A 22,846-nucleotide genomic window follows, 5' to 3' on the forward strand; every position below is an offset into this window, starting at 1 on the left:
CGGTCCAGGACGGCTTAACAAGGGCTCCGACGAGGGGGGGGGAAGTCGATCACGTGGGCCTGCCCCATCTTGAGGAAGCCTGCCTCCTCGTACTTCGTGCGGAGGATGCCGAGTCGGCGTTGTGCCTCGGTGTGATCGATCCAGTAGCGCTCCGGCGGGCCACCCCAAGCGAGTGGGATGGCGACCGGGATCTCCGACGTCTGCTCGTCGCCGGTCATCTCGTAGACGGCCGCTTTGAGGGACAGGGCGCGGAGCCCTTCCCTCCAGGAGCGGCGTCTTGTCGGTCTCCTGGTCGTACTTGCTGATGACCGGGGGCGCCGGCGAAGCACGACCAGCCCTCGTCGTACTTCAAGGACGCCGCCTCGAAGGCGGGGAACTCAGGGTCGGCCTTGAGCGCCGACAGGATTTCCTTGGCGCGCTCCGCAACCCGTGTCGGGTCGGGGAGGTTGGGGGATCGTTCCACTGCACTCTCCTTTTCGGGGTGTGCGTTCTTGGTTGACCCGCCCCGACCACGGCTTGTTCGGGTTCATGGTCGGGGCGGGGTGCCAGGCACCTTGCCGGGAAGCCCGGGGCGTGGAGCTGTACCCCTCGTCACGTCCAACAGGGTGCGGCGTGACCCGTCCGGCCGGCGTTCAGCCACGAGCCCAACCGGGCGGGCCCGACGCTGCTGGCGGCACCGGCACAGGGACTCTGGGCAAAGCCCTGCGCCAACCAGCAGCGGCGGGGTCCAGAGGACAAGCGCGGACAGCGTCACCACGGCGACGACGAGCGCCAGGGCGACGGTGCGCCGGACGTACCGGTCACTCGATCCGGTAGTCACCAGGCCCCCGGGCGCTGGGACCGGTGATGCTTGACGTACTCGCCCGAAAATCTGTCGGCCGACACCTGGTCACCCCGATCCCGCGCGGCTCGCCATGCGCTGTCGAGCCGCGCGCAGCGGGCGCAGCCCTTGACCGGGGTCGGCATGGCCGGGGGCCCGCTGCTGTGCGGCAGAGGGATCACGGCGCGTTCCCCCTGCGCTGGTCGGTGTCCGGCGACGGACAGTCGGCGGGATCGGTGTCACGGTGGGTGCGGTGGCACGTCGGGCACGTGCGGTTGGTGTCCGGCGAGCGGGTGACCCCGACCATGGGGCGGGGGTACTGATAGGCGGGGCGCAGGTCAGTCACCGGCGCGCCCCATGTGGTCGGCCGGCTGGGCCCGTCTTGATCGGTTCCTGCCCCAGTGCCCGTTCTGGGCGGCTCTTGCCTATGCTTCGTCATGGCTGCCTGCCTCTTTCAGGTGGTCCATGCCCCCGGACGTTCGCTGCGTCGCGGGGGCGCTTACGTCTGCCCACCTAACCGGAGCGCGGTGAGCAGGACCACGGCAGAACTGCCGCATCTGGGCTGCATGTTGGCCGCACGGAGTACCCTGACGACGGTGGCGGCTCCGTTCTTCACGGTTCCTCGCTCGGAAGTCACCATCAAGCCGCGCTCGGACAGAACCCGTTCCGCCTGGTCGATACGGGCGACGCATACGCAGAGATCCTTGATGGCCGCGTGGCCTATCTCGCCGGTACCGGCAGCGGTCTCCGGGACGAGGACGACTCGTCGCCACTCCTCCGAGGCAGCTTGTGATTACAGTCCGCACCAGTTCGCCGGTCCGGGCATGGGTGGGGGCCGTACGGGCTTCCAACTCCGTTCGGAGCACCCGCCGTTGAACAGGTGGATTACTGATCGGGGTGGGTGCGCGGTAACCCGGTCTCGGAAGTAGTGGGGAGCAAGCCTTGCCCGGGGCCCTCGGCGGGTGGGGTCAGGGAAAGGGCGGGACCAGGGCACAGAACCCCACCGGGAAACCCACCCGCCTCCATCTCAAGGACTACGCCCACCCCCACACCCATCCCAAAGTGCGACCCCACATTCCGCTCCGCGGGCTGACGTCTCCCACCCTCACCGCCCCAAGAATGGAAGGAGCCCATTCCCCCCTCCGGCAAGGAGCTCCCGTGTCCCCAACGGCCCCCGCGACCACCCCCCGCGCCGGCACCGTCGTCGCCCGCGCCACCGGCCTGAGCAAGGTCTACGGCCACGGGGAGACCCGGGTGACCGCGCTGGACTCGGTCTCCGTCGAGTTCCGCCGGGCCGAGTTCACGGCGATCATGGGCCCCTCCGGCTCCGGCAAGTCGACCCTCATGCACTGCATGGCCGGCCTGGACACCGTCTCCTCCGGCTCCACCCGCATCGGCGACACCGAGCTCGCCGCGCTCGGCGACCGGCAGCTGACGAAGCTGCGCCGGGACAAGGTCGGCTTCGTCTTCCAGGCGTTCAACCTGCTCCCGACGCTCACGGCGCAGGAGAACATCACCCTGCCGATGGACATCGCGGGCCGGAGGCCCGACCCCGAGTGGCTCGGCCAGATCGTCACGACGCTCGGCCTCTCCGGCCGCCTCGGCCACCGGCCGAACCAGCTCTCCGGCGGCCAGCAGCAGCGCGTGGCCGTGGCCCGCGCGCTCACCGCCAAGCCGGAGATCATCTTCGCGGACGAGCCGACGGGCAACCTCGACTCCCGCTCCGGCGCCGAACTCCTCGGCTTCCTCGCCGAGTCGGTACGGGCCCTGGAGCAGACGGTGGTCATGGTGACGCACGACCCGGTGGCCGCCTCGTACGCGGACCGCGTGCTCTTCCTCGCGGACGGCCGCCTCGTGGACGAGCTCCACCGCCCGACGGCGGACGCGGTCCTGGACCGCATGAAGGCCTTCGACGCCAAGGGCCGTACGAACTGAGGCCCGTTCGGGCACCACCTCCCCTCCCACCCACAGGAACCCGAACCGTGCTGCGCACAGCCCTCCGCAACCTCCTCGCCCACAAGACCCGCCTCCTCATGACCGCCCTCGCGGTCCTCCTCGGCACCGCCTTCGTCTCCGGCACCCTCGTCTTCAGCGACTCCGTCGGCTCCGCCTTCCGCAACAGGACCGCGAAGAGCCTCGACGACGTGGCCGTCTCGGTCACGGCCGGCGGCGGACCGGGCTCCGGAGCCCTCGGCGCCAGGGCCGTGGACAAGGTCCGCGCGATACCCGGCGTCACCCACGTCCGCCCGTCCGTCAACGGCACCACCACCGTCGCCGACAAGGACGGCAACCCCGCCGGCCGCGAATGGGGCAGCGAGGGCGCCAACTACGTGCCCGACAAGGACGGCAAGGACAGCCGCTACCCGATCCGCACCGGACGCGGCCCGAAGGCCGCCGACGAGGTCGTCCTCGACACCCGCACCGCCGCCCGGACCGGCGCGGCACTCGGCGGCACCGTCCGTCTCGCCGTCGACGGTCCGGTGATCACCAAGAAGCTCGTCGGCACCGTCGGCACCGACGACCCCCGCGTCGGGTCCGGCGGCAGCCTCGCCCTCTTCGACACCCCGACCGCCCAGAAACTCCTGGGGAAGAAGGGCGAGTTCACCGAACTCGTCGTCTCCGCCACCCCCGGCACCGACCAGGACGCCCTGGCCGCCAAGGTCCGCGGCGTCCTCCCCAAGGGCTTCCAGGCGCAGAGCGGAACCGCCCTCGCCGCCGAGCAGTCGAAGATCATCGACAAGGAGACCAAGTCGATCCGGAACACCTTCCTCGTGTTCGCCGGGATCGCCCTCTTCGTCGGCGTCTTCATCATCGCCAACACCTTCACCATGCTGATCGCCCAGCGCACCCGCGAGATCGCGCTGCTGCGCGCGGTGGGCGCCTCGCGCCGCCAGGTGGTGCGCTCGGTGCTGATCGAGGCGGGTCTGCTCGGCCTCGTCGCGTCCGCCGTCGGCTTCGTCCTGGGCCTCGGCATCGCCGTCGGCCTGCGCTCGGTCCTCAACTCGACCGGCGCGAGCCTGCCGGACGGCCCCCTGGTCGTCGAGCCGATGGCTCTTCTCTCCGCCCTCGCGGTCGGCACGGTCGTGACCGTCCTGGCCGCCTGGCTGCCCTCCCGCAAGGCCGCGCGGATCGCCCCCGTCGAGGCGCTGTCCGCCGTGGACCAGCCCGCGGCCCCCCGCGGCCTGGTGCTGCGCAACACCCTCGGCGGCGCGCTCACCGCGCTCGGCGTCGCGATCATGCTCTACGTCACGACGATCCGCGACTCCAGCGGGCTGACCACGGCGATGGCGGGCTCGGCGATCACCCTCACCGGCGTGATCGTGCTGGCTCCGCTGCTGTCCCGCCCGTTCGTCGCCCTCTTCGGCAGGATCACCGACCGCCTGACCGGCGTGAGCGGCAAGCTGGCCCGCCGCAACGCGCTCCGCAACCCGCGCCGTACGGCCGCCACCGCCTCGGCGCTGATGATCGGCCTCACCCTCATCACCGGTTTCACCGTGGTCGCGATCTCCGCCGACCGCGGCGTGGACCGGATGGGCGGCCAGGACCTGACCGCCGACTACAAGGTCACGTCGTCGGGCTTCGGCGGCCTCTCCCCGGACGTCGCCCGAACCCTGGGCAAGCAGAAGGGGATCGACGCCGCCGTCCCGATCCGGATGACCGGCTTCCAGTCGGGGAACGCCCCGGCCGGCCTGCGGGCCACGGACGTCGCGTCGATCGGCAAGGTGACGGACCTCAAGGTGCGCGAGGGTTCGCTCGCCGCGGTGCGCGGGAAGTCCGTCGCCGTCTCCGAGGAGTACGCGAAGCAGCGCGCGCTGCGCGTCGGTTCGTCCCTGCCCATGGAGTTCCACGACGGGAAGAAGGCCACCGCCCGCGTCGCCGCCGTCTACGCGGACAACGACGTCCTGAGCGACGTCATCGGCGCCCCGTCCTTCGTCGACCCGCACCTGGACAAGGTGCTCGACCAGGAAGTGCTGGTGAAGGCCGCCCCCGGCACGTCCGGCGACCTGCCCGACACCATCCGCAAGGCGCTCGGCGCCAACCCGCTGATCAAGGTGCAGAGTCAGGACGACCTGCGGCGCGAGAGCGCGGGCAACATCGGCGACATCCTCTTCCTGATGTACGGCCTGCTCGGCATGGCCGTGGTCATCGCGGTGATCGGCGTCGTCAACACCCTGGCCATGTCGGTCTTCGAGCGGACCCGCGAGATCGGCATGCTGCGCGCGATCGGCCTGGCGCGCTCCGGGGTGAAGCGGATGGTGCGCCTGGAGTCCGTGATGATCGCGATGTTCGGCGCGGTGCTGGGTGTGGGCCTGGGCGTCTTCCTCGCCTGGTCGGGCGGCCACATCCTGCGGTCGTCGTTCCCGACGTACGAGATGGTCGTGCCGTGGGGCCGCATCGGGATCTTCCTCCTGCTGGCCCTCGCCGTGGGCGTCCTGGCGGCGGTCTGGCCGGCCCGACGGGCGGCGAAGCTGAACGTACTGGAGTCGATCGGCAGCCAGTGAGCGCGCGAAGAAGGTGAGTGCGTGCAGGAGCGGGGTGCGGCGCATGCCGCGCCCCGCTCCTCATAATTTCTCCGTCGTTTACAGAACGTGAATTCGGGAACACATTCGGGAACAGCAGGCTCTTCGCCACATGGATGCTTTGGTCAACCGTAATCGGGCCCATCGCACGCGGGACTGCTCCTTCTCTTCAGGTTCTTCTCTTCAGGAGACACGAGGTACCCGGGGATGAGCACACAGCAGCCACTCGAGACCGGGATACGCCGGCGCAATCTGCTGGCCATGGCCGCGCTGACCCCCGCGTCCGCGAAGCTGGCATTCCACGATCCGCGTCCCGGGTCCGACCGGACGAGCCGCCCGGCAACCCCCGTTCCCTCGAACCCGAAGACCTGGTCCAAGGTCGCCGACACGCTGGGCCGAAGCGGCAACATGATCAGGGGCCTCTACTACCACACCCCCTTCCCCCGCTGGGATCTCCACGTCATCTCCCGCGGCGTCACCGTCACCCCGGGTCTCGCGCTCGGCTCCCACGTGTCGTTCGTCCGCTACAGCGACGGAAGCACCCTGGTCATGGGGGACTTGATCATCACCGAGTGCCGGCTGCAGAAGCTCAACGACGCGTTGCACCAGCACGGATTCACGCAGACCGCCATCCACAAGCACCTGTTGGCGCACGATCCGCCACTCTGGTGGACGCACATCCACCAGCACGGCCACGACCCCGTTCACCTGGCCCGCAGCCTGCGCACCGTCGTGGCGGCGACCGGCACCCCGCCCCCTCCCCCACCGGCCCGGCCGCGCCCGGTCGACCTGGACACCAAGGGGATCGATGCCGCGCTCGGCGTCCCGGGGGCCACCGCCAACGGCGTCCACGCCTGCACGTTCATCCGCCGGGAGACGGTCGTCGACCACGGCCGCACCCTGCCGCCCGGCCTCGGAGCGACCACGGCCTTCACGTTCCAGCCGATGGGCGGCGGACGCGCCGCGCTGAGCGGCGACTTCGCCATGGTCGCCGGTGAAGTGCACGACGTCCTCGCCACCTTGCGCCGCGGCTCGATCGACCTCGTCGAACTGCACAACCACGGCCTGACGGAGGAGCCGCGGCTGTTCTTCGTCCACCTCTGGGCGGTCGGCGACGCGGTCGCGCTGGCGCGGCGGCTCCGCCGGGCGGTGTCCCTCACGAACGTGGCACCCGCGCCGCCTTCCTGACTATGGTGGGCCGATGGCATCGGTCAAGGAGTTCCCAAGTCACCTTCGACTGCGCGGAACCCGAGCGCGTCGCCCGTTTCTGGTGCGAGGTGTTGGGGTACGTCGTACCGTCGCCACCGGCGGGGTTTGCCACTTGGGACGATTACGGTCTCTCGCTGCCGCCCGAGAACCGGGGTTCATGGTTCGCGTGCGTCGATCCCTCGGGTGTGGGCCCGCGACTGTATTTCCAGCGCGTTCCCGAAGGCAAAGCCGTCAAGAATCGCGTTCATCTCGATGTGCGGGTCGGCACCGGACTCGTGGGCGAAGAGCGCCTGGCCGCGCTCAAGGCCGAATGCGAACGGCTGATCACGCTCGGCGCGGTATGCGTGCAGGTACTGCTTGCCGATGAGGACAACGAATCGTGCATCGTGATGCAGGACATCGAGGGCAACGAGTTCTGTATCGACTGAACGTCAGCGGGACTTGTTGTCCGCGATCCAGTCCTCGTCGTGCTGCCACGCGTAGAGCGTGCCGCCGTCCGTCGCGGCGTAGTAGAGCCCGCAGCGGACCTGGGCGGACCGGTCGCCGGGGAACCACGACGCCGTCAGCGCGGGCCGCTTCGAGGACGCGTCGGACGACGGGAGCGGCTTGCAGGACGACGGCAGCCTGCCGTCGGCCAGCGTGGCCCGCAGGAGGCGGTCCCCACCCGTCGTCCTCATCGCGTAGCGCACGTCCGCCGCGTCGTCCGGCAGCCAGCGCGGCATCGACGCGCGGTCGGACTTGGCCTCGGCGCCCGTCGCGTAGCGGGACGACTGGTCGTGACGGCTCTCGTACCAGTGCTTGGCGGTGGGGAGAGCGGCGGCGCCGGTGGCGACGATGCCGACGGCCACGACCGTGCCGATGACGATCTTCTTCATGGAGGGGCCTCCGCGAGGGGAACGAGGACGGATCGGAATGACTGATTCCAGTGTCCGTGCGCGCTCCCGCCCGGACGTCAACCCGACGCATGGTCCTGCCGTCAGACTCCGGTCCCACGCCCCCTAGGGGATCCGCACGAACAGCCCAACCGCGCGGGCGACACCGCTACGGTCCCCCTTAGGTTCGAGAAGGTCCAAGCCCCGGAGGCCCCATGCCCGTGGAACCCGCCATCGCCGCCCTGATAGCGCAGATCGCCCCCACGCCGCCGCTCCCCCTCGACCGCGCCCACATCGAGCAACTGCGCGCACAGAGCTGGGCGTCGGCGGAGGCGGCCGCACCGATCGAGGTCGGCGCCGTGCGGAACGGGACGGTGCCCGGCCCGGCCGGGGAGATCCCCGTACGGATCTACCGGCCGGACGGCGCCGGCACCCCCGTACCCACCGTCGTGTTCTTCCACGGCGGCGGCTGGGTGGCCGGGGACCTGGACAGCCATGACCAGATCACGCGCCGCCTGTGCCGCGACGCACGCGCCGTCGTCGTGGCCGTCCACTACCGGCGGGCGCCGGAACACCCGTACCCGGCGCCGCTCGACGACTGCCTCGCCGCCGCGCGCCACGTCGCCGATCACCTCGGCGACTACGGCGGCGACGGCCGGCTCGCCGTCGCGGGCGACAGCGCAGGCGCGAACACGGCCGCCGTGACCGCCCTCGTCCTCCGGGACGAACGGCGGCCGCTGAAAGCCCAGTTGCTGGCCTACCCCGTGACGGACTGCAGTGGCACGCGGGCGCACCCGTCCCGCGCCGAGAACGGCGAGGGGCTCCTCCTCACCGAGGACATGCTCGGCAAGCTCCAGCGGGCCTACGCGGGCGACGACCCGGGCGCCCTGCGCTCCTGGCGGATCTCCCCGCTGCTCGCCCGGACTTCACCGGCCTCGCCCCGGCCGTCGTCGCCACCGCGCAGTACGACCCGCTGCGGGACGAGGGCCGCGCGTACGCCGAGGCCCTGGCGGACGCCGGGGTGGCGGTCTTCCACCGCACGTACGACGGCCTCGTCCACGGCTTCCTGAACCTGTTCGACCAGTCACCGGCGTCCGAGGCCGCGACGGCGGAGCTCTTCGCGGAGTTCGCGGCGCGGCTGCGGGAGTGACGGAACGGCCCGGGCCCCGCCGGACGGCGAGGGACCCGGGCCGGTTCACACGGCACACACGTCCTAGAAGACGGACTCCGCCTCGTCCATCCGGTCCTCCGGCACCCGCTTCAGCTCGGTGATGGCGTCCGCCAGCGGCACCATCTCGATGTCGGTGCCGCGCAGCGCGGTCATCCTGCCGAACTCGCCGCGGTGCGCGGCCTCGACCGCGTGCCAGCCGAAGCGGGTGGCGAGGACGCGGTCGTACGCGGTCGGGGTGCCGCCGCGCTGGACGTGGCCGAGGATGACCGGACGGGCCTCCTTGCCGAGGCGGCGCTCCAGCTCGTGGGCGAGCGCGGTGCCGATGCCGGCGAAGCGCTCGTGGCCGAACTGGTCTATGGCGCCCTTCTGGTAGTTCATCGAGCCCTCGGCCGGGTGCGCGCCCTCGGCGACGCAGATGACGGCGAACTTCTTGCCGCGGGCGAAGCGCTCCTCCACCATCTTCACCAGGTCCGCCGGGTCGAAGGCGCGCTCGGGCAGGCAGATGCCGTGGGCGCCGCCGGCCATGCCGGACTCCAGGGCGATCCAGCCGGCGTGGCGGCCCATGACCTCGACGACCATGACGCGCTGGTGCGACTCGGCGGTGGTCTTGAGGCGGTCGATGGCCTCGGTGGCGACGCCGACGGCGGTGTCGAAACCGAAGGTGCGGTCCGTGGAGGAGATGTCGTTGTCGATCGTCTTCGGAACGCCGACGACGGGCAGGCCCGCGTCGGAGAGCATCCGGGCGGCGGTCAGGGTGCCCTCGCCGCCGATCGGGATGAGGACGTCGATGCCGTGCTCGCGGGAGAAGTCCTTGGCGTTCTCGCACGCCTCGCGCAGCCGGGCGCGCTCCAGGCGGGCCGAGCCGAGGATGGTGCCGCCGCGGGCCAGGATGCCGCTGACCGCGTCGAGGTCGAGCTTGCGGAAGCGGCCGTCGAGCAGGCCCTTGAAGCCGTCCTCGAAGCCGATGACCTCGTCACCGTGTTCCGCGATGGCACGGTGCACCACTGAGCGGATGACGGCGTTCAGGCCGGGGCAGTCGCCGCCCGCGGTGAGGACTCCGATGCGCATCGTGCTGTGTCTCCTGCTCGCTACTGGTACCTGTGAGCCGGACCCGATTGTTCCATGGGCCCGCCGGTGCTGCCGTTGCGTGGCCGTCGCCGCGGCCACCGTCCACCGTGGCCCGCCTGACGAGCGCCTTATCCAGGGTCGCAGGTATTGTCAAGAGGGCAAGACCACCCTAACGGGTATTTTCACAGGCCGGGCGAAGAACAGAAGAACGGCCTGTGACACCCCCTGGGCAACACCCCACGGCAACTTTCACGGCATGGAGCAAGGAGAGCACGCGTGACGCGCAGCGTGTACGTGACCGGGACCGATCGAGGCGACGGGCGCCAGGTCATCGAGCTGGGAGTCATGGAGCTCCTGACCCGCCAGGTGGACAAGGTGGGCGTCTTCCGCCCGCTCGTCCACGGCGACGGGCCGGACCGGCTCTTCGACCTGCTGCGGACCCGCTACCGCCTGGAGCAGTCACCCGAAAGCGTCTACGGCCTCACCTACGGCGAGGCCGCCGCCCTCCAGGCCGAGAAGGGCACGGACGAACTGGTCTCCACCATCGTCGAGCGCTTCCACGCGGTCGCCCGGCGGTACGAGCACGTCCTCGTCCTCGGCACCGACTTCATCGGCAGCAACCTGCCGGACGAGCTCGCCCTCAACGCCCGCCTGGCCAACGAGTTCGGCGCCTCCGTGATCACCGTCGTCGGCGCCCAGGGCCAGCACGCCGAGTCGATCCACGCCGAGGCGCGCAACGCCTTCCGCGCCTACGAGGCACTGGGCTGCGACGTCGTCGCCCTGGTCGTCAACCGCGTGGCGCCCGCCGACCGCGAGGCCGTCGCCGAGGGCCTGTCCGCCGGCCTGCCGGTGCCCTGCTACGCGCTGCCCGAGGAGGCCTCGCTCTCCGCCCCGACCGTGGCGCAGATCGTCCGCAAGCTCGGCGCCGACGTGCTGCTCGGCGACGAGCCGGGCCTGGACCGCGACGCGAAGAACTTCGTCTTCGGCGGCGCCATGCTCCCCTCCTTCCTCCCGGCCCTGACCGACGGCTGCCTGGTGGTCACCCCCGGCGACCGCGTGGACCTGATCCTCGGGGCCCTCGCCGCGCACAGCGCCGGCGCCCCGCCGATCGCCGGCGTGCTGCTCACCCTGAACGAGCGCCCCGGCCAGGACATCCTGGCCCTGGCGGGCCGCCTCGCCCCCGGCACCCCGGTCGTCGCCGTGCCCGGCGGATCCTTCCCGACCGCGGCCGAGCTGTTCGCGATCGAGGGCAAGCTCGACGGCTCCTCCCCGCGCAAGGCCGAGACCGCCCTCGGCCTCTTCGAGCGCCACGTCAACACCGCCGAGCTGGGCGACCGCATCTCCGTCGCCCGCTCCGGCCGCGTCACCCCGATGATGTTCGAGCACGCGCTGATCGAGCGTTCCCGCTCGGCCCGCCGCCGCGTCGTCCTGCCCGAGGGCACCGAGGAGCGCGTGCTGCGCGCCGCCGACGTGCTGCTGCGCCGCGACGTCTGCGACATCACGCTGCTCGGCGACGAGGACGCGATCCGCAAGCGGGCCGGCGAGCTCGGCATCGACCTGGGCGAGGCCCAGCTGATCGACCCGCAGCGGTCCCCGCTGCGCGAGCGCTTCGCCGAGCTCTACGCCAAGGCGCGGGCCCACAAGGGCATGACCGTGGAGCTGGCGCACGACGTCGTCGCCGACGTCTCGTACTTCGGCACGCTGATGGTCCAGGAGGGCCTGGCCGACGGCATGGTCTCCGGCGCGGTGCACTCCACCGCGGCCACCATCCGCCCCGCCTTCGAGATCATCAAGACCGCGCCGGGCGCGCAGATCGTCTCGTCGGTCTTCTTCATGTGCCTGGCCGACCGGGTGCTCGTCTACGGCGACTGCGCGGTCAACCCGGACCCGAACGCCGAGCAGCTCGCGGACATCGCCATCCAGTCCGCCGCGACCGCCACCCAGTTCGGCGTCGAGCCGCGGATCGCGATGCTCTCGTACTCGACCGGCACCTCCGGCTCCGGCGCGGACGTGGACAAGGTCCGCCGCGCCACCGAGCTGGTGCGCGAGCGCCGTCCCGACCTGCTGGTCGAGGGCCCGATCCAGTACGACGCTGCCGTCGACGCGGCCGTCGCCGCCACCAAGCTCCCGGGCTCCGAGGTCGCCGGCAAGGCCACCGTCCTGGTCTTCCCCGACCTCAACACGGGCAACAACACCTACAAGGCCGTGCAGCGCTCGGCCGGCGCGGTCGCGGTCGGCCCGGTCCTGCAGGGTCTGCGCAAGCCGGTCAACGACCTGTCGCGCGGCGCGCTCGTCCAGGACATCGTCAACACCGTCGCGATCACCGCCATCCAGGCGCAGGGCGAGCAGCGCGGCGACCGCGTCGAGCCGTGATGTCCGCCCCGTCCCCCGCCCTTCCCCCCACCACGGAAAGCTCCATGACTGCCAACGCCAACGCGACCCGCGTCCTCGTCCTCAACTCCGGCTCCTCGTCGGTCAAGTACCAGCTGCTCGACATGGCGGACGGCGCCCGGCTGGCCGTCGGCCTGGTCGAGCGCATCGGCGAGGACTCCTCGCGCCTGGCCCACACGCCGCTCGCGACCGGCGGCATCAAGCGCGAGATCACGGAGCGGATCCCCGACCACGCCGCCGCGCTGCAGGCCGTCGCCGACGAGCTGGCGGCCGACGGGCTCGGCCTGGACTCCCCCGAGCTGGCGGCGATCGGCCACCGCGTCGTCCACGGCGGCAGCAGGTTCACCGAGCCGACGCTGATCACCGACGAGGTGCTGGCGGAGATCGAGCGGCTGATCCCGGTGGCCCCGCTGCACAACCCGGCCAACATCACCGGCATCCGCACCGCCCAGGCGCTCCGCCCCGACCTGCCGCAGGTCGCGGTCTTCGACACCGCCTTCCACACGACGATGCCGGAGCACGCCGCCCGCTACGCGATCGACACCGCGACCGCGGACGCGCACATGGTCCGCCGCTACGGCTTCCACGGCACCTCGCACGCGTTCGTCTCCCGCGAGACCGCGAAGCTGCTCGGCAAGGACCCGTCCGAGGTCAACGTGATCGTCCTGCACCTGGGCAACGGCGCCTCCGCGTCGGCGGTCGCCGGCGGCCGCTGCGTGGACACCTCCATGGGCCTGACCCCGCTGGAGGGCCTGGTCATGGGCACCCGCTCCGGTGACATCGACCCGGCGGTCATCTTCCACCTGGCCCGCAACGCCGGGATGTCGACCGACGAGATCGACTCGCTCCTCAACAAGAAGAGCGGTCTGATCGGACTGTGCGGCGACAACGACATGCGCGAGATCCGCCGGCGCATCGACGAGGGCGACGAGCAGGCGAAGCTCGCCTTCGACGTGTACGTGCACCGGCTGAAGAAGTACATCGGCGCCTACTACGCCGTGCTGGGCAAGGTCGACGCGATCGCCTTCACGGCGGGCGTGGGCGAGAACGCGGCGCCCGTCCGCGAGGCCGCCGTGGCCGGTCTGGAGGAGCTGGGCCTGGCCGTGGACGCCGAGCTCAACGCGCAGCGGGGCGACTCGGCGCGGCTGGTCTCCCCCGAGTACGCGCGGGTCGCCGTCGCGGTGGTCCCGACCGACGAGGAGCTGGAGATCGCCACCCAGGCATACGCCCTGGTCAGCGCCTGACTCCCGCGGAACACGGGGTTCCACCCCTGTCCTTTCCCACAGCTCGAATATTCCGCTCCGAAACAAACCGATAGGATCTGCCCCATGCGCCGTTCCAAAATCGTCTGCACCCTGGGCCCCGCCGTCGACTCCTTCGAGAAGCTGAAGACGCTGATCGAGGCCGGCATGAACGTGGCCCGCTTCAACATGAGCCACGGCTCCCACGCGGAGCACGAGGAGCGGTACCACCGCCTCCGCAAGGCCGCGGACGAGACCGGTCGCGCGATCGGCGTCCTGGCCGACCTCCAGGGCCCGAAGATCCGCCTGGAGACCTTCGCGGACGGCCCCGTGGAGCTGGTGCGCGGTGACGAGTTCACCATCACCGCCGAGGACGTCCCCGGTGACAAGACGATCTGCGGCACCACCTACAAGGGTCTGCCGGGCGACGTCGCCAAGGGCGACCAGATCCTGATCAACGACGGCAACGTCGAGCTGCGCGTGACGGAGATCGACGGCCCGCGGGTCAGGACCATCGTCATCGAGGGCGGCGTCATCTCCGACCACAAGGGCATCAACCTGCCCGGCGCGGCGGTCAACGTCCCGGCCCTGTCCGAGAAGGACGTCGAGGACCTGAAGTTCGCGCTCGCGATGGGCTGCGACATGGTCGCCCTGTCCTTCGTCCGCGACGCCAAGGACGTCCAGGACGTCCACCGCGTCATGGACGAGGTCGGCCGCCGCGTCCCGGTGATCGCCAAGGTCGAGAAGCCGCAGGCCGTCGAGAACATGGCCGAGGTCGTCATGGCCTTCGACGGTGTGATGGTGGCCCGTGGCGACCTGGCGGTGGAATACCCCCTGGAGCGCGTCCCGATGGTGCAGAAGCGCCTCATCGAGATGTGCCGCCGCAACGCGAAGCCGGTGATCGTCGCGACCCAGATGATGGAGTCGATGATCACCAACTCGCGCCCGACGCGCGCCGAGGCGTCCGACGTCGCCAACGCCATCCTCGACGGCGCCGACGCGGTCATGCTCTCCGCCGAGTCCTCGGTCGGCGCCTACCCGATCGAGACCGTCAAGACGATGTCCCGCATCGTCGAGGCGGCCGAGCAGGAGCTCCTCTCCAAGGGCCTCCAGCCGCTCGTCCCGGGCAAGAAGCCGCGCACGCAGGGCGGTTCGGTCGCCCGCGCGGCCTGCGAGATCGCCGACTTCCTCGGCGGCAAGGCGCTCGTCGCGTTCACCAAGTCCGGTGACACGGCCCGCCGCCTCTCCCGCTACCGCGTCGCCCAGCCGATCCTGGCCTTCACCACCGACGCCGCGACCCGCAACCAGCTCGCGCTGAGCTGGGGCGTCGAGACGTTCGTCGTCCCGCACGTGGACAACACGGACGCGATGGTCGACCTGGTCGACGCCGAGCTCCTGAAGCTGCACCGCTACAGCGACGGCGACACGATGGTCATCACCGCCGGCTCGCCCCCCGGCGTCCCCGGCACGACGAACATGGTGCGGGTGCACCACCTGGGCGGGGAGAGCCGCTAGGTTCTCGCTGTTCCCGACGCGCGGCCGGGCCGTCGCCCCTTGTCAGGGGTGACGGCCCGGCCGTTTTCCTCGCTTCTCTTCGTTACGAGTACGTCCCGTCCGTGATGTAGACCTTCATGTTCGGGATGGTGAGGGTCCCGCCGTACTGGCCGGCCTGCCGGATCTTGACGTCCGTATAGCTGAGGGGAATCGGCAGCTTGAGGCCGGGTATCAGCGGCGGGGGGTGCGCGGCGCTGACGGTCATCGGGATGCCGAGGAGCTTGCCCTTCAACTCCTCGGTGTACATGGTGACTTTGCCGCCCCGGATCGTCGGGGTCCTCGACCCCAGCCCCGTCTGGTGGTAGACCTTCCCCCGGTCGTTCACCAGCGCGTGCAGATCCTTGATGTCCAGGCCGTCGGCCGTGAACTTGACGACGGACTTCTTCTGCCCGCCGATGGTGGTGATCTCCTTGATCCCCTCATAGGTGAGCCCGCGCAGCGTGAGCTTGCTGGACGTCAGAAACCAGGGGTTGTTGGCGAAGCCGGCCGTCGCCTGATCGCCCTGGGCCTTGGTGACCGGGCAGGGCTTGGGGGTCTTCTCCCCCGTGGCGGTGGGCGACGGGGTCGCCGACGGAGAGGCAGTACCGGAGGCGTCCGGCGTAGGGGTCGGGGTCGGAGTCGGAGTCGCGGTGGCTTCCGGTGTCTCCGGGACGTCCAGTGTCTTGTGCGGCTGGGGCGTCGCCTTCGGCGTGGCCGAGGGCGACTCCTTCTTCACCGCGTCCTTGGACGGGGTGGGAGTGGCGCTCTTCCCGCCCGGAGACGGGGTCGGTGTCGGTGTGGTCGGTGCCGGAGTGTGGGCGTCGGCGACGGCGAGGTGGGCAGGGACGGCAGCGGTACGGGCAGCGGGAGCGATTCCGGGAGCTTGCCGCGCTTTTTCTCGACAGGGTCCTCGGTAGGGGACGGCGTCGGCGACGCTGTGCTCTTCGGCTCGGCCGTCGGCGAAGGCGCCGTCGGCTCCCCGGACTTCCTGGGCTTGTCCGCCTTGCCCTCGTCATCGGCGTCGGCGGTCCTGCTCGTGTCCGGACTCGGCGACGGCGTACCGGGCGTCGCGTCCGGCGACGGGGACGCGTCCGGCTTCGTCAGGCAGAACGCGTCGCCGAACGGGTTCGCCGGCTCCGTCGGCTTGGCCTGGGCGAGTTGGGGGGTGAAGCCCATGCCCATGAGCACGGCGGTGGGCATCGCCGCGAGGGCGACCGCCTTGCCGGCGGGCAGGTGCAGCCGGGCCAGCAGCGGCTTTCTCGGGGCGGCGTGACGGGGGCCCGTCCACGCCTCCGGGTCTTTGTCAGTGGACACGATGGCCCCATTCATTCCTTCACGAGTGACGGGCCGGCGGGCGCGGCCGGTGCACCGGAGGGTCCGTCGTCGGCGCCGCGCTCGTCGGCCGGTTCCTCGACGACCGGCCTGCCGGGCGCCCAGGAGACGCCCAGCGCACCGCCGATGAGCGCCAGCAGGAATCCGACGATGAAGGCACCGAAGTTGGAGACGACCAGGGAGACCAGCGCCAGCAGGATCGTCGCGACGCCCGCGAAGACCCTGGACTGCGGCTGGAACCACATGGTCAGGCCGAGGACGATCAGCAGCACACCGATGATCAACGAGCCCGCGCCCGCCGTGGTGGCCAGGCGGATATGGAGGTCGCCCAACGTCATGGTCTGGTACGGGATGTACATGATCGGGGCGCCTGCCAGCATGGCCCACAACCCGCCCCAGAACGGCCGCCTCCCCCGCCACGCGCGGAAAGGTATGGCGTGCGCGGCCGAATGAGCCTGACTGCAGGGATCGCGTGTCGGCGCTCATGGGTACAGCTCCTCGGGGCAGAGGGATCGGTGGTTCACGGCGCTCAAGGCGGCCGGTCGGACGAGGAGTTACGGTCCGGGCGCGGAGACGGACGGTCCCGTGCCCCACGCCCGTCCGGTCAGTCGTCGACCTTCTTGATGTCCTTCGGGTCGAAGCACTCGTTCTTCCCGAATTTGATGTCCATCTTCAGGCCCTTGAGCGTGAAGGTGCCCGCCGTGGTCGCCCAGGCGCGCTGCTTGGCGTCGGTGAAGGTGACCTTGTCGGCCTGCTGGGCGAAGGAAACCGGGGACGTAGTGGTCGCCCTTGGCCGGGCCCGGCCCCTTGGGCGCGTTGTCCACCGGCACACCGATGTCGATGTTCTCGAACTTGGCGTCGGCGTTGAGGGCGTCGGCGTCGATGTAGAGGTTGCCCGCGTCGACCTTGTCCTCTCGCGCGGCCCTGGCCGGCCCGGAGCTTCATCGACACGTCCTGGTTGATGATCGGGACGCGGACCGCCACCGACTGGCACAGGTTGCTGATCTTGGCGTGCTTCAGACCCACGACGACGACCGGGTGCCGCCCTCCTTGTTCTGGTCGATGGAGCCGTACTGGACGAAGTTCTCGCCCTTCATCTCGCCGGCCTGGACCTGGAACTGCTGGCCCGAAACGCTGAACGACGCCGCAGCGCACCCTGTGCGATCGCCATCGTGACCGACCGGCCGCGCCGCGCCGACGCTCGGGACCATGACGACGGCGAACCGCTTCCATCTGGTCCCACCGCGTGCCTGGGACTTCATGACTTGCCTCCTTCTCGGACGTACACCCCGGCACGGGGCTGGGAACAGCCCCGGCCCGGGGTGGGAGACGTGCTACGTCCTCGGGCAAGCGGACCGCCGCAGCGCGCGACGGCGTCCTACGCCAAGCCGCGACCGGTGCACCGGCGATCACCCCCGAGCGACAACCACGTGGCCACGCCTTCGCGCAACCTCCGGGACAGGCCCAGCCGTTGGCGGCGGCGGGACCCCCCTGTCCCACGGCCGGCGGACAGCCGCCGACCGGCCCGGTGGGGACCCAACTCCCGTGCCCCGGCCGGATGGCCGGGCCGCGGTGCTGGACCGGGTCCCGCCGATCGTGGTGCATTCCGGGCGGGGCACAAGAGGTTCATTACTAGCGAGTAATTGCGGGGAGCGCCGGGAGGCGCCGAGGCCACGACGGCCGGACACGGCGCGTGTCCACCCTCCGCCCACCGGGATGGGTGAACAACGGGAAAAAACCCGGGCGAATGCCCGGGTTTCCCTTACTCGCGGTAGCCGCGAGGGAGTTTATAAAGATTTGATATAGCGCGACCGCTGTTTCCCCTGGGTCAGAACAGGGCACGCGACAGCGCCGTACGCGCCGCCGAGACCCGCGGATCGTCCGCGCCGATCACCTCGAAGAGCTCCAGCAGCCGACCGCGCCGCGTCCCGGTCATCGCCCGCCGTGCGGCGGATCGCGTCGATCAGCCGCCCGAAGGCGTCCTCGACATGCCCGCCGACCAGGTCGAGATCGGCCGCCGCGATCTGCGCCCGGACATCGCCCGGCGCCTCGGCCGCCGCCTTGCGCACCTGCTGCGGGTCCATGCCCTGGACCCGCTGGAGCAGCTCCGCCTGGGCCAGGCCCAGCTTCGCCTCCGGGTGGCCCGGGTCGTCGGACAGCACGTTCTTGTACGCCTGGACCGCACCGGCGAGATCGCCCGCGTCCAGCGCGTCGTGCGCCGCGCCCAGGGCCGCGTCGTACGGACCGGCGGGGACCGGGGCGGCCTCGGCCGCCTCCTCCTCCGCGCCCGGCTCGACCGGCGCGCCCACGATCCCGAAGCGCTCCTCCGACACCTGGACCAATTGGTCCAGCACCTGCTGGACCTGGGCCTTCGGCTGCGCGCCCTGGAACAGCGGCAGCGCCTGCCCGGCGACCACGGCGAAGACCGTGGGCACGGACTGAGGACGCCGAACTGCTGCATCAGCAGCGGGTTCTTGTCGATGTCCACCTTCGCCAGGACGAACCGGCCCGCGTACTCCGCGGCCAGCCCCTCCAGCACCGGCATCAGCTGCTTGCAGGGCGCGCACCATTCAGCCCAGAACTGAATGACGACGGCACCTCGGCGGAGCGCTGAAGGACCTCCGCCTCGAAGTTCGTCTCGTCTACGTCGAAGACCAGGCGGGCCCGCGGCGCCCGCCGGCGCGCCACCCGTGGCGCGCGGCTTCGATCCGCGCCTGCTCGGCCTTCTGCTTGGCCTCCCCGGCCGCCTTCACCGCGGCGAGGTCGACCACTCCACTCATGGACATGTTCCGTGGCTGCATGGCCCTATCCTCCCCCTTCCCGCGGCGCGATCGGAAAAGTACGCAGCGAAATCGGCAACGCGGGTCCCCACTCGGCGTCCGTGGTTGTCGCTCACATCGTCTTTCGCTACGCGTCGTAGCGTAACTGGAAGGGCGGGGTGGCGGCAGAGGGCCTTCGGGGATCCAGCCGTGATCTACCTCATACCGGCTTGACTACCCGGCGTAGGGTCGGGCCCATGACCCCTCCATCCCCTGGTTCCCCCGTCCGGCACGCGCACCGGCCGGCCGCGCAGCGCCGAGGCCGACCGCGCGATCCTGGACGCGACGCGGGCCGCGCTGGTCGAACTGGGCTGGTCCAAGTTGACCATGGGCGACGTGGCGGCGCGCGGCCGGAGTGGCCAAGACCACGCTCTATACCGCCGCTGGGCGGCAAGAACGCGCTCGTCGTCGACGCGGTCGCCGACCTCTTCGACGAGCACCTCGAACTCCCGGACCGGGGAAGCCTCCAGGCGGACATCGAAGGCGTAGTCCTCCGCTTCGCGGCCCTGTTGGACCGCCCCGAGACGAAGACGGCCCTGATGGCGGTGGTCGCCGAGTCGACCCGCGACGAGGCCCTCCGCGAACGCATCCGCTCCGCGATAGTCGAACGCCAGAAGGGCCTCGTCCTGCTGGGCCGCGAACGCGCCCAGGCCCGCGGCGAACTCCCCGCGAGGAGGAGCCGGCCGTGGCCGCCCGCACGGCGGACCTCATCTTCGACGTGATCGCCGGGGCGGTGGTCCACCGGACGCTGGTGAGCGCGGAGCCGGTGGACGGGGAGTGGGCGCGGGGGTTCACGGCGTTGTTGATCGGGGGGTTGGCGGGGAGCTCCGTGTCCCCCTGACGAGGAGTGCGGGCCGCAGCAACGGCTACCAGACCCCCCTATAGGTGACGGCCCTTCCAGGGCCGACTTCGTGCGCGATACGTGCGGCCAACGCCTCACCCCGACGCTCCAGCTCCTCCCTTCGCGCCTCGCGCTTGTCCTCTTCGCGCTCCCGCAGGTACAGGTCCCATGTTGGCGTCAACGTCCGCCGACCACCTGTACAGATCATCGACCCAAGCCGCCGGACAGGCCGAGTGCGGCAGCCGGATCGTCCGGGGCGAAATCCTCGAACCCCATCCGCACGAAGCGGGTGCCACCGGTACTCGCCTGGACGACGATGTGGAGAGGATGCGGCGGGTCGCCATGAGCACCGAGGGTCCAGTGCAGACGCCGGCATCCCCAGCAGACGAACTTCGCCGACGCGTGCTGTTCGTCCCAGTAGCGCACCACCCATGCGGGCCCGAGGTGCGCGGCCAGCAACTGAGTCTTCTCCTTGCCCTCCTTCACGTGCTTGCGAAGCTCAGGGCGAGAGGCGAACCCACCGGGTGGGCGGGACATGGCCCAGGAGGTGAGGCTGTGGACCAAGTCCTCGGGAATCCCCAGGGCGGGATCATCGGCCCGTATGTTGCGGGTGAAGTCAGGGATGTCCGGATGGACCTCTACCTCCGGCCCATACAGCGGGGACCGTTCTCCCCGCGCACGAACGAGAAGATGACGAGGCTCACTGTCGTAGTTCATGTGCCGACGAAGTACAGATATCCGTAAGAGGCGATCGCAAACTCGGCTGCGGCTGCCAGCTTTCGAACAGTACTGTTCCGCTTCTCCAGGGGCAACCCGTTCAACTCCTCAACAAACTGCACCAGTTGAATCTCGTTCAGCATGGTGTCACCGCGGCGCTGTACGCAGCGCATGAGGCTGCCCGCCGGAGCCTCTTCGCACAGGGTAAGGAAGGTTCCTTTACGGTCGTCAAGAGTCTTGGCCATGCGTCCGTGATTCCGGTCTTCCACATATACGACAAGGGGCATCCCGCGCATCTCTCTTCATAGGTGTGTATCGGGACAACCGCAGGCGGGGCAAGCCTCCCCACCTCGCCTGCGGTCATCTGCTAGTCCCCGGAGAAGAACAAGTAGCCACCGCAAGCTGCTGCTTGCTGAGCCATCTCCGTTACCCGACAGATCAATTCCGTCTTCTTCTCATCGGGGAGCTGAAGGAGCTCTCTTACGAACCGCCGGAGTTGGAGTTCGTTCAGCATCGTGTCACCGTAGCGCTGCACGCCCCGCATGACGCTGCCCACCGGCGCTGCCTCACATGCCGATACGAAGCTCTCCTCCGCGTCATCCCCGACTATTTCCGAGATACGCTCGTGCTGCCGGTTCTCCAGGAAGATGTACACCTCTCGTACCTTCCCGTCACTTGGCCGGCTTCTCGATCGGATACATCGTGCGGACGCTTCCCCACTTGTCCTGTGCGAGAAGGAACCACGACGCAGGTTTACCACCGGTCTTTTCGGACGTCACGCCGATCAGCCTGCCCACGTTGACGTAACGCTCGTAGTGGCCTGATGGGTTCGGGCCGACAGCCTTGACGGTACCGGCCAGGTCAACCAGTTCGTCCAGGTCGACGGAAGCATCGAATACCACTCTGAGCAGACAGGCAGGCGGCCCTCCTCCACTCACCCGCGCCGGCTATGAATTCCACCCAGGCGGCGCGCGGTACGGAGAGGTGGGGCCCGTTGCGGTGTTTGGAGTCACGTATGAGGACCGAGTGCGTCGAGGCCGCGGCCTCGACGCACTCGACGCCTGCAGTGTTGCTGTAGCTCGACTTGAACCAGGTCAGTTTGCCGACCGACATCCTTGCGCCAACTTTCTGATGTATTCAGCTGATTCCTGGCAATTGAGAGCTTGGGCACGGTACATACCGAACCGGTGCGAGAAGTCGTTGACGTGCCCCCGCTCCTCGAACATGCTGTTCATACCCGGAGCCTCAACGTAGAGATACCGCTCTCGTTCGTCCGTCTCGAAGATGGTGAACGGCCCATCGAGGCCGCCATGACAACGGTGCTCAGCAAGAAGCACCTGAATGGACACGTTGCGCAGCTCTCCGGCGTCGAGCAGACACTGCAGCTGTCTCCTCATGACATCCGGTCCGCCGACACCGGTGCGCAGAGCCGCCTCGTAAAGAACGAAGCTGAACAGCACGTCCGGCTTCCTCAGCCGCTCCTGCCTGCTCATTCGAAGCGCGAGGCGCTCCTCAATCGTCTGATCGTCCACGGGCGGGCAGTGGGCGCTGAGCAACGCCCGTGCGTACTCCTCGGTTTGCAGAAGCCCGGGGATCAGCAGCGCCTGCTACTGACACTGGGCGATCGCCCTGGCTTCCGCATCCAGGAACAGATGAATCTGCTTCGGGATGCTCTCCGGCTGGAGATACTCCGACGCCGCCCGCAACTTCCCCCGCGCCCCGCACATTTCGTCCGCGATGTCGAGCAATCGCTGAGTCGGCCGCCGGCGCCCCTGCTCCATCGCCCTGATGGTCTCCGGTCCGTATCCAGCCTCCTGACCGAGCTCCTCCCGACTGACACCCGCGTCCTGCCGCCGCAACTTGACCTGGTCCCCGCACAACCGCCACGCCATCGGCGGCTGGGACGTCTCACTCGCCACTGCTGCTCACCCCTTCCGCACCTCTTCCGGTACCTGCGGAGGCTAGGGCGGGCAAGCCGCGAACGAGTCACGTCCGAAACCTCGTCGCACGTACGGGTGAACGCCGCGCCCGGGGCGCTCGGGAGGGGCCACTTGGCGCTCAAGCGGCCCAGCAGATGTACATCTGCTACATTTGCTACATGAGCGAACCGGTGATCAAGTCCATGGCCGAAGTACGCAGCCACCTGGCCGACGCCATAGACCGCGCTCGACGGGAGGACACCCCCACTGTCATCACACGACGCGGCAAGGAAGAAGCCGTGCTGATCGACATCGACGAGTACCGACGGCTGCGGCAGCTTGAGGAACGGGCCGAGGACGCCTGGCTCAACCGACTGGCCGATGACGCCGAGT

The 22,846-nt window shown here is 69.9% G+C and carries 22 protein-coding genes and 5 pseudogenes; 11 read left to right on the forward strand and 16 right to left on the reverse strand.

Annotated features, from left to right (window positions below; translation table 11 throughout):
• Positions 1-214: 214 nt before the first annotated feature.
• Both ABD794_RS13175 and ABD794_RS13180 read right to left on the reverse strand, forming a co-directional pair.
• Positions 215-463, reverse strand: coding sequence for a hypothetical protein (locus tag ABD794_RS13175; RefSeq protein ID WP_344963272.1), 249 nt, complete (start codon positions 461-463; stop codon positions 215-217).
• 856 nt (positions 464-1,319) lie between these two features.
• Positions 1,320-1,592: pseudogene (locus ABD794_RS13180) on the reverse strand (hypothetical protein); the annotation flags it as partial.
• 347 nt (positions 1,593-1,939) lie between these two features.
• Between ABD794_RS13180 and ABD794_RS13185 the strand changes: the two are divergent.
• The 4 genes from ABD794_RS13185 (at position 1,940) to ABD794_RS13200 (ending at position 6,977) form a co-directional block, all read left to right on the forward strand.
• Complete coding sequence (locus ABD794_RS13185; RefSeq protein WP_425586011.1) at positions 1,940-2,755, forward strand: ABC transporter ATP-binding protein; 816 nt, start codon at positions 1,940-1,942, stop codon at positions 2,753-2,755.
• Between the two features lie 47 nt (positions 2,756-2,802).
• The gene (locus ABD794_RS13190; protein WP_344963276.1) at positions 2,803-5,322 is read left to right on the forward strand and encodes an ABC transporter permease; all 2,520 of its coding nucleotides are present in this window, start codon (positions 2,803-2,805) and stop codon (positions 5,320-5,322) included.
• Positions 5,323-5,547: 225 nt separating this feature from the next.
• Entirely contained in the window at positions 5,548-6,528 is a 981-nt protein-coding gene (locus ABD794_RS13195) for a DUF1259 domain-containing protein (RefSeq protein ID WP_344963277.1), read from the forward strand.
• Positions 6,529-6,617: 89 nt separating this feature from the next.
• Positions 6,618-6,977 carry a VOC family protein gene (locus ABD794_RS13200; protein WP_425586012.1) on the forward strand — a complete coding sequence of 120 codons (360 nt, stop codon included), beginning with the start codon at positions 6,618-6,620 and terminating at the stop codon, positions 6,975-6,977.
• Between the two features lie 3 nt (positions 6,978-6,980).
• Here ABD794_RS13200 and ABD794_RS13205 read toward each other — a convergent pair whose 3' ends face one another.
• Positions 6,981-7,424 carry a hypothetical protein gene (locus ABD794_RS13205; RefSeq protein ID WP_344963281.1) on the reverse strand — a complete coding sequence of 148 codons (444 nt, stop codon included), beginning with the start codon at positions 7,422-7,424 and terminating at the stop codon, positions 6,981-6,983.
• 212 nt (positions 7,425-7,636) lie between these two features.
• Here ABD794_RS13205 and ABD794_RS13210 point away from each other — a divergent pair.
• A pseudogene (locus ABD794_RS13210) lies at positions 7,637-8,430 on the forward strand (alpha/beta hydrolase); the annotation flags it as partial.
• A 12-nt stretch (positions 8,431-8,442) separates the two neighbouring features.
• A complete protein-coding gene (locus ABD794_RS13215) occupies positions 8,443-8,571 on the forward strand; it encodes a hypothetical protein (protein WP_344963307.1) in 129 nt (42 codons plus the stop codon).
• Positions 8,572-8,634: 63 nt separating this feature from the next.
• Here ABD794_RS13215 and ABD794_RS13220 read toward each other — a convergent pair whose 3' ends face one another.
• On the reverse strand, positions 8,635-9,660 hold the full coding sequence (locus ABD794_RS13220) for an ATP-dependent 6-phosphofructokinase (RefSeq protein WP_344963283.1): 1,026 nt from the start codon (positions 9,658-9,660) through the stop codon (positions 8,635-8,637).
• 276 nt (positions 9,661-9,936) lie between these two features.
• Here ABD794_RS13220 and pta point away from each other — a divergent pair, with 276 nt between their 5' ends.
• The 3 genes from pta (at position 9,937) to pyk (ending at position 14,807) form a co-directional block, all read left to right on the forward strand.
• Positions 9,937-12,033: a phosphate acetyltransferase gene (pta, locus tag ABD794_RS13225; protein WP_344963285.1), complete on the forward strand. Its 2,097-nt coding sequence runs from the start codon at positions 9,937-9,939 to the stop codon at positions 12,031-12,033.
• Between the two features lie 44 nt (positions 12,034-12,077).
• Positions 12,078-13,295, forward strand: a complete 1,218-nt coding sequence (locus tag ABD794_RS13230; protein WP_344963286.1) for an acetate kinase — start codon at positions 12,078-12,080, stop codon at positions 13,293-13,295.
• 84 nt (positions 13,296-13,379) lie between these two features.
• Positions 13,380-14,807: a pyruvate kinase gene (pyk, locus tag ABD794_RS13235; RefSeq protein WP_344963288.1), complete on the forward strand. Its 1,428-nt coding sequence runs from the start codon at positions 13,380-13,382 to the stop codon at positions 14,805-14,807.
• An 82-nt stretch (positions 14,808-14,889) separates the two neighbouring features.
• Here the strand turns inward: pyk and ABD794_RS13240 are convergent, their stop codons facing one another.
• From ABD794_RS13240 to ABD794_RS13260, 5 genes and pseudogenes are all read right to left on the reverse strand, one after another.
• Positions 14,890-15,561: a hypothetical protein gene (locus ABD794_RS13240; RefSeq protein ID WP_344963290.1), complete on the reverse strand. Its 672-nt coding sequence runs from the start codon at positions 15,559-15,561 to the stop codon at positions 14,890-14,892.
• Positions 15,558-16,139 (reverse strand): hypothetical protein, encoded by a 582-nt coding sequence (locus ABD794_RS13245; protein WP_344963292.1) that lies wholly within the window; start codon positions 16,137-16,139, stop codon positions 15,558-15,560. Before ABD794_RS13245 ends, ABD794_RS13240 begins: the two co-directional genes overlap by 4 nt.
• Before the next feature lie 11 nt (positions 16,140-16,150).
• Positions 16,151-16,537, reverse strand: coding sequence for a DUF6114 domain-containing protein (locus ABD794_RS13250; protein ID WP_425586013.1), 387 nt, complete (start codon positions 16,535-16,537; stop codon positions 16,151-16,153).
• 224 nt (positions 16,538-16,761) lie between these two features.
• Positions 16,762-17,419: pseudogene (locus ABD794_RS13255) on the reverse strand (DUF6230 family protein).
• A gap of 566 nt (positions 17,420-17,985) precedes the next feature.
• A pseudogene (locus ABD794_RS13260) lies at positions 17,986-18,958 on the reverse strand (tetratricopeptide repeat protein).
• A gap of 215 nt (positions 18,959-19,173) precedes the next feature.
• Here ABD794_RS13260 and ABD794_RS13265 point away from each other — a divergent pair.
• Positions 19,174-19,817: pseudogene (locus ABD794_RS13265) on the forward strand (TetR/AcrR family transcriptional regulator).
• Positions 19,818-20,021: 204 nt separating this feature from the next.
• Here ABD794_RS13265 and ABD794_RS13270 read toward each other — a convergent pair.
• From ABD794_RS13270 to ABD794_RS13300, 7 genes are all read right to left on the reverse strand, one after another.
• The gene (locus ABD794_RS13270; RefSeq protein WP_344963293.1) at positions 20,022-20,534 is read right to left on the reverse strand and encodes a hypothetical protein; all 513 of its coding nucleotides are present in this window, start codon (positions 20,532-20,534) and stop codon (positions 20,022-20,024) included.
• The gene (locus ABD794_RS13275; protein ID WP_344963295.1) at positions 20,531-20,779 is read right to left on the reverse strand and encodes a hypothetical protein; all 249 of its coding nucleotides are present in this window, start codon (positions 20,777-20,779) and stop codon (positions 20,531-20,533) included. Before ABD794_RS13275 ends, ABD794_RS13270 begins: the two co-directional genes overlap by 4 nt.
• A gap of 122 nt (positions 20,780-20,901) precedes the next feature.
• Complete coding sequence (locus ABD794_RS13280) at positions 20,902-21,189, reverse strand: hypothetical protein (protein WP_344963297.1); 288 nt, start codon at positions 21,187-21,189, stop codon at positions 20,902-20,904.
• Positions 21,190-21,205: 16 nt separating this feature from the next.
• The gene (locus ABD794_RS13285; protein WP_344963298.1) at positions 21,206-21,436 is read right to left on the reverse strand and encodes a hypothetical protein; all 231 of its coding nucleotides are present in this window, start codon (positions 21,434-21,436) and stop codon (positions 21,206-21,208) included.
• Positions 21,396-21,647: a DUF397 domain-containing protein gene (locus ABD794_RS13290; RefSeq protein WP_344963299.1), complete on the reverse strand. Its 252-nt coding sequence runs from the start codon at positions 21,645-21,647 to the stop codon at positions 21,396-21,398. The genes ABD794_RS13285 and ABD794_RS13290 overlap by 41 nt, the downstream gene beginning before the upstream one ends.
• Positions 21,629-22,135 carry a DUF5753 domain-containing protein gene (locus ABD794_RS13295; protein ID WP_344963303.1) on the reverse strand — a complete coding sequence of 169 codons (507 nt, stop codon included), beginning with the start codon at positions 22,133-22,135 and terminating at the stop codon, positions 21,629-21,631. The genes ABD794_RS13290 and ABD794_RS13295 overlap by 19 nt, the downstream gene beginning before the upstream one ends.
• A 6-nt stretch (positions 22,136-22,141) precedes the next feature.
• Positions 22,142-22,426 (reverse strand): helix-turn-helix domain-containing protein, encoded by a 285-nt coding sequence (locus tag ABD794_RS13300; protein ID WP_344963305.1) that lies wholly within the window; start codon positions 22,424-22,426, stop codon positions 22,142-22,144.
• Positions 22,427-22,632: 206 nt separating this feature from the next.
• Here ABD794_RS13300 and ABD794_RS13305 point away from each other — a divergent pair.
• Positions 22,633-22,846 (forward strand): type II toxin-antitoxin system Phd/YefM family antitoxin (locus ABD794_RS13305; RefSeq protein WP_344963301.1); only part of this gene is annotated, 214 nt, incomplete at its 3' end.

It is taken from the genome of Streptomyces thioluteus (assembly GCF_039535865.1).